The 9,508-nt window shown below is 69.4% G+C and carries 9 protein-coding genes; 5 read left to right on the plus strand and 4 right to left on the minus strand.

Annotated features, from left to right (window positions below):
- Positions 1-111: 111 nt before the first annotated feature.
- A complete protein-coding gene (locus tag ACTJI8_RS14310) occupies positions 112-1,485 on the minus strand; it encodes a pyridoxal phosphate-dependent decarboxylase family protein (RefSeq protein ID WP_440734078.1) in 1,374 nt (457 codons plus the stop codon).
- 332 nt (positions 1,486-1,817) lie between these two features.
- Here ACTJI8_RS14310 and ACTJI8_RS14315 point away from each other — a divergent pair, with 332 nt between their 5' ends.
- Together ACTJI8_RS14315 and ACTJI8_RS14320 are read left to right on the plus strand one after the other, a co-directional pair.
- Positions 1,818-3,278 (plus strand): purine-cytosine permease family protein, encoded by a 1,461-nt coding sequence (locus tag ACTJI8_RS14315; RefSeq protein ID WP_440734079.1) that lies wholly within the window; start codon positions 1,818-1,820, stop codon positions 3,276-3,278.
- Entirely contained in the window at positions 3,275-3,880 is a 606-nt protein-coding gene (locus ACTJI8_RS14320; protein WP_440734080.1) for a cysteine hydrolase family protein, read from the plus strand. The genes ACTJI8_RS14315 and ACTJI8_RS14320 overlap by 4 nt, the downstream gene beginning before the upstream one ends.
- Before the next feature lie 127 nt (positions 3,881-4,007).
- Here the strand turns inward: ACTJI8_RS14320 and ACTJI8_RS14325 are convergent, their stop codons facing one another.
- Positions 4,008-4,604: a TetR/AcrR family transcriptional regulator gene (locus tag ACTJI8_RS14325; RefSeq protein WP_440734081.1), complete on the minus strand. Its 597-nt coding sequence runs from the start codon at positions 4,602-4,604 to the stop codon at positions 4,008-4,010.
- Positions 4,605-4,673: 69 nt separating this feature from the next.
- On the opposite strand from ACTJI8_RS14325, the gene ACTJI8_RS14330 reads away from it, so the two are divergent.
- The 3 genes from ACTJI8_RS14330 to ACTJI8_RS14340 all read left to right on the plus strand — a co-directional run bounded on the left by ACTJI8_RS14330 (position 4,674) and on the right by ACTJI8_RS14340 (position 8,012).
- A complete protein-coding gene (locus ACTJI8_RS14330) occupies positions 4,674-5,708 on the plus strand; it encodes an agmatine deiminase family protein (RefSeq protein ID WP_440734082.1) in 1,035 nt (344 codons plus the stop codon).
- Between the two features lie 104 nt (positions 5,709-5,812).
- Entirely contained in the window at positions 5,813-7,504 is a 1,692-nt protein-coding gene (locus ACTJI8_RS14335) for an amidase (RefSeq protein ID WP_440734083.1), read from the plus strand.
- A 160-nt stretch (positions 7,505-7,664) separates the two neighbouring features.
- Complete coding sequence (locus tag ACTJI8_RS14340; protein ID WP_440734084.1) at positions 7,665-8,012, plus strand: hypothetical protein; 348 nt, start codon at positions 7,665-7,667, stop codon at positions 8,010-8,012.
- 50 nt (positions 8,013-8,062) lie between these two features.
- Here the strand turns inward: ACTJI8_RS14340 and ACTJI8_RS14345 are convergent, their stop codons facing one another.
- Together ACTJI8_RS14345 and ACTJI8_RS14350 are read right to left on the minus strand one after the other, a co-directional pair.
- Positions 8,063-8,551, minus strand: a complete 489-nt coding sequence (locus tag ACTJI8_RS14345; protein ID WP_440734085.1) for an FBP domain-containing protein — start codon at positions 8,549-8,551, stop codon at positions 8,063-8,065.
- Positions 8,552-8,818: 267 nt separating this feature from the next.
- The coding region (locus ACTJI8_RS14350) for a hypothetical protein (protein WP_440734086.1) at positions 8,819-9,508 on the minus strand (690 nt) is incomplete at its 5' end.

Here is a 9,508-nt window from a genome sequence, read left to right on the forward strand (position 1 = left end):
GGGGTCGTTGAGCGAGCACCGACGCAGTCGGAGTGAGACGAAACGCGGTCACCGTCAAGGGCACGGCGTTTCGGCTCGCTCCGCTCGCTCAACGACCCCGAAAGGACCCGATCAGCGCATCGTGTCGAGGATCCCGACGAGGTCCTCGAACGTCGTCAGGGGGTTGAGGATCGCGAAGCGCGTGTTGACCCGGCCGGCGTGCGAACTCGGCACGACGAGCGCACGCTGCGACTGCAGCAGCTCGTCCGACCAGCGGTCGTAGTCGGCGCGCTCCCAGCCCTCGCGTTCGAACACGACCACCGACAGCTCGGGGTCGCGCACCAGGCGCAACTCGGGACGCGAGGAGATCTCGTGCGCGATCCGGCGGGTGAGCGCCAGCGTCTCCGAGACCGCCGTGCGGTACGCGTCCACGCCATAGGTCGCCAGCGAGAACCAGAGCGGCAGTCCGCGCGGACGCCGGGTGAGCTGGATCGAGTAGTCCGAAGGGCTGAACTCATCGGTGTCGGTCAGCGTGTCCAGGTACTCCGCGTGCTGAGTGTGCGCGAGGCGGCCGTCGGTCGGGTCGCGGTACAGCAGCGCGCAGCAGTCGAACGGCGCGTACAGCCACTTGTGCGGATCCACGACGAGCGAGTCGCACCGTTCGACGCCCGCGAACCACGCCCGCGCCTCGGGTGCGAGCATCGCGGTGAGCCCGTAGGCGCCGTCGATGTGCAGCCAGAAGTCGAACTCGTCCTTGAGCGCGGCAATGCCGGCGATGTCGTCGAGGATGCCGAAGTTGGTGGATCCTGCCGTCGCGACGACGGCGAACACGGCCTCGCCGTGCTCTTCCAGCGCGGCGCGCACCTCGTCGGCGTGCAGCTTGCCGTCAGCGCCGGCCGGGACCGCGATCACGTCGACGTCCATGATCTTCGCGGCCGACTTGTTCGACGAGTGCGCCTCCAGGCTGCACACGAGCTTCCACCGCGCGGGCCGCGGCGTGCCTGCGGCGTCAAGGCGCCGGCCCGCCTTGTCACGGGCCGCGGCGAGCGCGGACAGGTTGCCGATCGTGCCGCCCTGCACGAAAACGCCGCCGGCCGTGTCGGGCAGACCGAACTCGGCGGCCAGGAACGACAGCACCTCGTTCTCGGCGTGCACGGCGCCCGCGCCCTCGAGCCAGCTGCCGCCGTAGAGCCCCGATGCGGAGACCACCAGGTCGAACGCCATGGCCGCGACGGTCGGCGCGTTCGGGATGAAGGAGAGGTAGTTGGGGTGGCTCGTGGTCAGACAGGCCGGCGCGAGGATGTGCTCGAACACGCTCAGCGCGCGCTGCCCGCCGAGCCCCTCGTCCGTGATGGTCGTGCCGACCAGGCGACGAAGCTCGGCCTCGGGCTGCGGTTTGTCGAGGGGCACATCGGTGGCGAGCATCCGGCGGCGGGAGTAGTCGAGCACGGCGTCGACGATCGCGGCGGATTCGGGCGAGGCGGCATGCATGCGCGAGGCGTCCATGAGGATCCTTCCGACCCGGAAGCCTACGAGCGCCCGGCGACGAGCAGAATGCCGCGCCGGATCAACGGGTCGGCGATATCGTACCGGCAACGAAGCTTCGAATTCGATGGGCATCCGGCGCGAAGATCCGTTCTCGCTCCGCCCACCTGACCGCGAGACTTCATCTGCGCTCCGAGAATGCAGCTGGCCGCCGCAGTCTCGTGACTCAGATGGAGTCTCGCGTGCACCAGGGGCCCACCCGCGTGCACCAGGGGCCAACCCGGAGTTCCCCCAATCGCCCGGAGTTCCCCGGATCCGCCCCGGATCCCGCCAGTGCCTGCCAGGATGAAGCCATGTCCGCCGATTCACAGCCCGGATCCGCCGCCCTCATCGAGCGGCGGGGCATCGAGATCGTCCCCGAGTCCGAGCGCACCGCGCGCCCCCGCGACCTGTTCTGGCCGTGGTTCGCCGCGAACGTGTCGGTGTTCGGCATGTCCTACGGATCCTTCCTGCTCGGGTTCGGGATCTCGCTGTGGCAGGCGACGATCGTGGCGATCATCGGCATCGTGGTGTCGTTCGCGCTGTGCGGACTCATCGCGATCGCCGGCAAGCGCGGATCCGCGCCGACCATGGTCCTGTCCCGCGCGGCGTTCGGCGTGCAGGGGCAGAAGATCCCCGGCATCGTCTCGTGGCTGACCTCGATCGGCTGGGAGACCTCGCTCACGATCACGGCCGTGCTCGCGACCACCACGGTGCTGCACGCGCTCGGCTGGGTCGGCGCAGACGGCGACGTCGCCGTGCACCTCATCGCGACCGTGCTGGTCGCGGCGCTCATCGTGGGCGCGTCGGTGCTCGGCTATCACACGATCATGAAGCTGCAGTCGGTGCTCACCTGGCTGACCGGCGCGTTCACGATCCTGTTCCTCATCCTCACCGTGGGCAGCATCAATTGGACCACCGCGTTCTCTCGCCCTGACGGCACGCTCGCGCAGACGATCGGCGCGCTGGTCATGGTGATGACAGGCTTCGGGCTCGGCTGGATCAACATCGCCGCCGACTGGTCGCGCTATCAGAAGCGCACGGCTTCCGATGCGCAGATCGTCACCTGGAACACGATCGGCGGATCCGTCGCGCCCATCGTGCTGGTGTTCTTCGGCCTGCTGCTGGCCGGGTCGAACGACAAGCTCAGCGCCGCGGTCGCCGCCGATCCGATCGGCGCGCTCGCGACGCTGCTGCCGGCATGGGCGCTGTTCCCGTTCCTCATCGTGGCGATCCTCACGCTGGTCTCCGGCGCGGTGCTGGGCATCTACTCGTCGGGCCTCACACTGCTGAGCCTGGGCATCCGGATCCCTCGTCCCGCGGCCGCGGCGGTCGACGGTGTGATCCTCACCATCGGGACCATCGTGGTGGTGTTCTTCGCGCAGGACTTCATCGGACCGTTCCAGTCGTTCCTCATCACACTCGGCGTTCCGATGGCGGCCTGGGCCGGGATCCTGATCGCCGACATCCTGCGCCGCAAGAAGGACTACGACGAGGCGGCGCTGTTCGATGCACGCGGACGCTACGGCGCGTGGGACGGCGTCTCGATCGTCACCCTGATCGTCGCGTCGGTGATCGGCTGGGGCTTCGTGATCAACACCTTCGCCGAGGCTGCACCATGGAACAACTGGCAGGGTTACTTCCTCGGCCTCATCGGCGGCAAGGACGGCGAGTGGGCCTACGCGAACCTCGGCGTGTTCTTCGCACTCGTGCTGGGTTTCGTCGTCGGCTGGTTCGCCCGCGCCGGGAGGATCCGCCGCCAGGAGCAGGCATGACGGATGCGGCCGAAGCGGGCCGGTCCCTGACCCCATCGAAGGGTCCCTGGCTGGTCGTGATCGACCCGCAGAACATCTTCGCCGCGCCGGACTCGGCCTGGGGCTCGCCGATGTTCCCCGCGGCGTTCGCGAACATCCGCCGTCTCGCCGACGTCGCGACCGACCGGGTGCTCGTGACCCGCTGGCTGCCGACCGCGGATCGCCGCACGTCATGGGGCGATTACTTCGCGGCCTGGCCGTTCGCGGACAAGTCTGCCGACGATCCGCTGTACGACCTCGTGCCCGCCGCGCGGAGCCTCTCCCCGCATCCGACGCTGGATCTGCCCACGTTCGGCAAGTGGGATGCCATCGATCGGTTCCTGAGTCTGTCGAAGGACATCGGATCCGCCCCCGTCGTGCTCGCCGGCGTCTCCACGGACTGCTGCGTGATCTCGACCGCGCTGGCCGCAGCCGATGCGGGTGCACGTGTCACGATCGCCGCCGACGCCTGCGCCGGCTCGACACCGGAGAATCACGGGGCCGCGATCCAGGTCATGGGGCTGTACCCGCCGCAGCTGACGGTGTCCGACACGACCTCAGCGCTCCGGATCCTCGCCGGCTGATCGAGGCTCCGGATCCCGCGTCGACCACCTGCTGCTCACTGGTCGCGAATGGCGGTTCTCAGCGACTCATAGCCGCAATTCGCGACCGCTGAACAGGGCTCTGCCGGCCAGCTCCGCGATCTCCAGCTCAGCCCAGAACCGCCGACACCGTGCGCCGGGCGAGCGCACCCCGATCCTCCGGCGCCCATTTCACGAGCGAGTGGGCGCTCATCCCGTCCACGGTCGCGAGCAGCAGCCATGCCGCCCCCTCGGCCTGTGCCGCGGCGATCTCCCCTGCCGCGACACCCTCGGCCAGGACCGCCTCGAGATCCTGCTGCCATCGATCCATCTCGATCCGCACCCGGGCGGCGAGCACGTCGTTGCGCGCGCCGGCCGCCCAGGCCTGCACCCAGACCAGGGTGACGTCGTCGCGGTCGCCGTCGAGCAGGGTCTCCACGATGCGGGTGATCCGCGCCCGGAGGTTCGCGGCTGCTCGGCCGTCGGCGACGACCTCCTCGCGCTCGGCGCCGACGATCGTGCCGAACACCTCGGCCACGAAGGCGTCCATGCTGGGCCGGTAGTGCGTGACGAGCGCCGGCGTCACGCCCGCCGCGGCGGCGACCGTGCGCACAGTCAGCGCGGCGATCCCGCCCTGCCGCGCGAGGGCGACGGCGGCGTCGAGGATCGCCTTCTCCCGCTGCTCCGGGGGCATCCTCTTCGGCCGGGGGGTTGACGAGGTGCTCATGGGGCTATACCGTATCGCTAGTTGGCCGCTTGTTCAATAAGCGGGATGAACCCGATCCGAGGAGCACCGATGCCCTGGTTGATGCCCAGCGAGACCGCCCGACACGACCGCGTCTGGATGGCCTTCCCCGCCGAAGGCGAGACCCTCGGCGACACCGACGCGCTGCGTGAGGAGGGCTACGCCACGTGGACCGCCGTCGCCCACGCCGTCTCCGCCTTCACCCCGGTGACGATCCTCGTGGATCCGAGTGAGATGGCCCGCGCTCGGCGCATGCTGTCCTCCGACATCACGATCCTCGAAGCCCCGGTGGACGAGTTCTGGATGCGCGACTCCGGCCCCACGTTCGTGGTCGACCCCGAGCGGCCCGGCGTGCTCGGTGCAGTGGACTGGGTGTTCAACGGCTGGGGCGCACCGGAGTGGGCCCGCTGGCACGACGCCGCCCAGCACGCGCGCATCATCGCCGCGGAGACGGGCGCCGAGCTGGTGAGCTCCACGCTCGTGAACGAGGGCGGCGGCATCCACGTCGACGGCGAAGGCACGGTGCTGCTCACGGAGACCGTGCAGCTCGACCCGCGCCGCAACCCCTACCTCGACCGCCAGCGCGTGGAGGCCGAGATGCTCCGCACCATCGGCGCCGCCAAGGCAGTCTGGCTGCCGCGCGGCCTCACCCGCGACTACGACGACTTCGGCACCAACGGCCACGTCGACATCGTCGCGGCGATCACCTCCCCCGGCCGGATCCTCCTGCACGCGCAGCAGGATCCCGGACACCCCGACTTCGAGGTGTCGGCCGCACTGCGGGAGCACCTGTCGGCGCAGACCGACGCCGCGGGGCGCGCGTTCGAGGTCGTCGACATCCCGGCCCCGGCGACGCTGCGCGACGAAGAGGGCTTCGTGGACTGGAGCTACGTCAATCACCTCGTCACGAACGACGGTGTCATCGCGTGCGGCTTCGGGGACGACATCGCCGATGCGCGCGCCCGCGACATCCTGTCGGAGGCGTACCCCGGCCGTCGTGTCGTGACCGTCGACGCGCGCCCGCTGTTCGACCGCGGCGGCGGCATCCATTGCATCACCCAGCAGCAGCCCACGCTCTCCGCCTGAGGCCGCCGCCCCTGACCCTCCCGTCTGTCTGCGCCAAACCGTGGCATTGCGCTTCTGGACCCCACGGTTCGGCGCAAACAGACGCACGACCGAAGGATCCGCCCATGTTCGACGTCGTCGAGACCCCCATCGCCCGCCTGCGTGAGGCCCTCGAGGCCGGCGAGACCACGGCTGTCGAACTGGTCGACGCCTATCTCGCCCGCATCGACGCCTACGACGGGCCCGACACGGCGACAGCGCTGAACGCCGTCGTGGTGCGCAACCCCGAGGCGCGCGCCGAGGCCGCGGCCTCGGATGCCCGTCGGGCCCGCGGCGAGATCCTCGGCCCGCTCGACGGCATCCCGTACACGGCGAAGGACAGCTACCTCGTGCGCGGGCTGACGGCGGCAGCGGGCTCCCCAGCCTTCGCCGAGCTCGTCGCCCAGCGCGACGCGTTCACGATCGAGCGCCTCCGTGCCGGCGGTGCGATCTGCCTCGGGCTCACGAACATGCCGCCCATGGCGAACGGCGGCATGCAGCGCGGCGTCTACGGTCGCGCCGAAAGCCCGTACAACGCGGACTGGCTGACCAGCGCCTTCGGATCCGGTTCGTCGAACGGCTCGGGCACGGCGACCGCGGCATCGTTCGCCGCCTTCGGCCTCGGCGAGGAGACCTGGTCGAGCGGTCGGGCGCCGGCGTCCCACAATGCGCTCGTCGCGTACTGCCCCAGCCGCGGCGTCATCTCGGTGCGCGGCAACTGGCCGCTCGTGCCGACGCAGGACATCGTGGTGCCGCACGCGCGCACCGTCTCCGATCTGCTCGAGATCCTCGATGTGGTCGTCGCCGACGATCACACGACGCGCGGGGACTTCTGGCGCGCGCAGCCGTGGGTGCCACTGCCTGCGGCGTCGGAGGTGCGTCCGGAGTCGTACGTCGCCCTGGACCCCGCGGAACTGGGCGGCAAGCGGTTCGGCGTCCCCCGGATGTTCATCAACGCGGATCCCGAGGCCGGCACGGGGACCGGGATCGGCGGGCCGACGGGACAGCGCATCGAGACCCGCGAATCGGTCATGGAGCTGTGGCGCGCCGCCCGCGCCGCGCTGGAGGCGGCCGGCGCCGAGGTGGTCGAGGTCGACTTCCCCGCCGTCTCCAACTACGAGGGCGATCGTGCCGGGGCACCGACTATCGCGAACCGCGGCATAGTTCCGCCCGAGTTCCTGCGCAGTGAGGTCATCGAGCTGTGCGCATGGGGATGGGACGACTTCCTCGGCGCGAACGGCGATCCTGCGCTCAACACGCTGACGCAGGTCGACGGCGCGAAGATCTTCCCCGCCCCCGCGGGTGCTCTCCCCGATCGCTACACCGGTTTCGACGACGACATCAACGAGCTGCCCGACCTGTTCCGTGCGAACCCGGTCACCGACATGACGGTGATCCCGCACATGGAAGCCGGCCTGAACGGTCTCGAGGAGACGCGTCGCATCGATTTCGAGCAGTGGATGGACCGCCTCGGACTGGACGCCGTGATCCACCCGACGATGGCCGACATCGGGCCGGCGGACATGGACGTCAATCCCGCATCCGCCGACAAGGGCTGGCGCAACGGGGTCTGGGTCGCGAATGGCAACATCGTGCCGCGGCACCTCGGCATCCCCTCCGTGACGGTGCCGATGGGCACCCTCTCCGATATCGCGATGCCGGTCGGCCTGACCATCTCCGGCCGCGCCTATGACGACACCCGCCTGCTGCAGCTCGCCGCCGCCTTCGAGGCGACCGGCGACCGCCGCACGTCACCTCCGCGTACGCCTCGGCTCTGACCCCTCACGGAAACACGATCGGATCCGGCCCCTCACCGGAACACGATCGGATCCGCGCACAGGCGCAGATTCGATCATGTGTCGGCACATTTCACGGGCGTTACCGTCCGCGACACGCCCGGCCGTAACCTGATCGGACCGATCCTGTGAGGAGACCATCGTGACCACGCCCCGCATCCACCTTTCGCCCCTTCCGGTGCGTGAGGCTGCCCGGTGCATGTGCGACCACGGTGACGTCTGCTCCTCCTACGCTCCCGGCCACGCGCTGCACCTGATCCAGGCGCGCCTCGCCGCCGCGACGACCGCCGGCTGGACCGATGCCCTCGTGTCGGGCGTCGATCGGCAGGCCGGCATCGTGCAGGTCGCCACGCTCGACGGCGAGACGCTCTCGCTGTGGAACGCCGGCGGCGCCGCCCTCGAAGTCGAGCCCGGTCAGCCTGTCGCCGTGCACACCCGATGGGACGTGCTCGCGATCGGCGCTCTGCGCTACAACGTCGCCCGCGCCTGACCCGCTTCCGGGCGGTGTCCCTCGCCTCGAGGGACGAGGGACACCGACGGCTACGCTCCGAGTTCGCGGAGGAAGCCTAGGACGTGCTGCTGCAGACGAAGGATCCGCTGCTCGCGCGCGGCCTCGCGGTCGTATCCCTCGTAGGCCAGCGGCGGCAGGCGCCGCACGTTGGCAGAGCAGCCGAAGTTCGCGCAGATCAGCACGCCGAGGGTGTTGCCGTTGCGCCCCTCGGAGCCGGCCTTGCGCGCGGCGAAGAACTGCACGTCGTTGCGCAGCGTGACGTCCTCACACCACGAACACTGCGCGCGGGCATTCGTGCGCTGCTCGGCCTGCTGCAACAGCACCGCGACCGGTGAGCCGTCATCGCGGTGCGCCGCGATGTAAGCCCGGCGGGGCATCTTCGGATCCGACCACCCGAGGTAGTCGAGCTGGGTGAAGTCGACCGCGCCGAACTCCGGCGGCGGGGTCATGGAGGAGGCCTCTTTGCGGGAGGCATTGCGGAAGGACGCGCGGATGGCGCGCTCATCGATGGGAAGCATGTCGTGCTCTCTGTGCGAGGTTAGAACGGCTGCCGCTGTGGCAGACGCGAGAAATCGGCTGGCGAAACCAGCCGGAGGATGTCCCGCGGAATGTTCACGCGGGCGCGACGAACGAGCCGGCAGTAGACCGCCGGCAGGGGCGTCAGCCTCTGTCACCGGCGCAGATCGCGCCAGTGACCTCCTTCAGCACCGCACGGGCGCCTCGAACAACGAGCATGTTCCGATCCTAAATCACCCGGCATCGACCGGGACGCGAGACCCCGCCGCTCAGGCTGCCATCATGGAGTCGCGCATCGCCATGCAGGCGTCCATGCAGGCCTTGCATGCGGCGGCGCACATCCGGCACACCTCGCTGTGGGCTTCGTGCTTCATGCACATGTCCATGCAGAGCTGGCACATCGCCATGCAGGCGTCGAGCATCGACATCATGACCGCCGGAGTCATCCCCTGCATGCGCATCATCGAGCGCATCATGGTGTTGCACATGTCTGCGCAGTTCATACAGGACGGCGAACAGTCCATCATCTGCGTCGCGCACACCGTGCATGCCTGCTCGCAGGCCGAACACGCGTCCATGCACGCCTGCATGAGAGTCATGTCCATCATCTTCATGCCGGGCATCATGTCCATGCTCTTCATCGAGTCCATCATCATCGCGTCCATCGAGAGCTCCTTGGTCCACCGGGAGGCGGGCGAACGGCCCGTCTGACGCCCAGAGTAGCCCCGCGTCGTCGTCGCGTCGATGCCCAAACGGACTCGGGCGAGACCTTCCCCGAACTGCCCGTCGTCGGCGCTCAGGTCGTGTGCGGACACGCGAATCCCGCCGCGCAGCGGCGGAGGTCGCGGGTCGGCACACGAAAAAAGGCCGCCCGTGAGGGCGGCCTTGAATCTGATCCAGAAATGCAGAAAGGCCACCCTGCGTTGGGTGGCCTTTCTGTTAAAGGAAGTCCGGCGGTG

This window comes from Microbacterium sp. 22303, from assembly GCF_052045265.1.
Taxonomy (GTDB): domain Bacteria; phylum Actinomycetota; class Actinomycetes; order Actinomycetales; family Microbacteriaceae; genus Microbacterium.

Coding starts and splice junctions, on each gene's coding strand:
- ACTJI8_RS14345 (WP_440734085.1), bottom strand. CDS start 8,551: ATGCTTCCCATCGATGAGCGCGCCATCCGCGCGTCCTTCCGCAATGCC.
- ACTJI8_RS14320 (WP_440734080.1), top strand. CDS start 3,275: ATGACGGATGCGGCCGAAGCGGGCCGGTCCCTGACCCCATCGAAGGGT.
- ACTJI8_RS14310 (WP_440734078.1), bottom strand. CDS start 1,485: ATGGACGCCTCGCGCATGCATGCCGCCTCGCCCGAATCCGCCGCGATC.
- ACTJI8_RS14325 (WP_440734081.1), bottom strand. CDS start 4,604: ATGAGCACCTCGTCAACCCCCCGGCCGAAGAGGATGCCCCCGGAGCAG.
- ACTJI8_RS14315 (WP_440734079.1), top strand. CDS start 1,818: ATGTCCGCCGATTCACAGCCCGGATCCGCCGCCCTCATCGAGCGGCGG.
- ACTJI8_RS14330 (WP_440734082.1), top strand. CDS start 4,674: ATGCCCTGGTTGATGCCCAGCGAGACCGCCCGACACGACCGCGTCTGG.
- ACTJI8_RS14335 (WP_440734083.1), top strand. CDS start 5,813: ATGTTCGACGTCGTCGAGACCCCCATCGCCCGCCTGCGTGAGGCCCTC.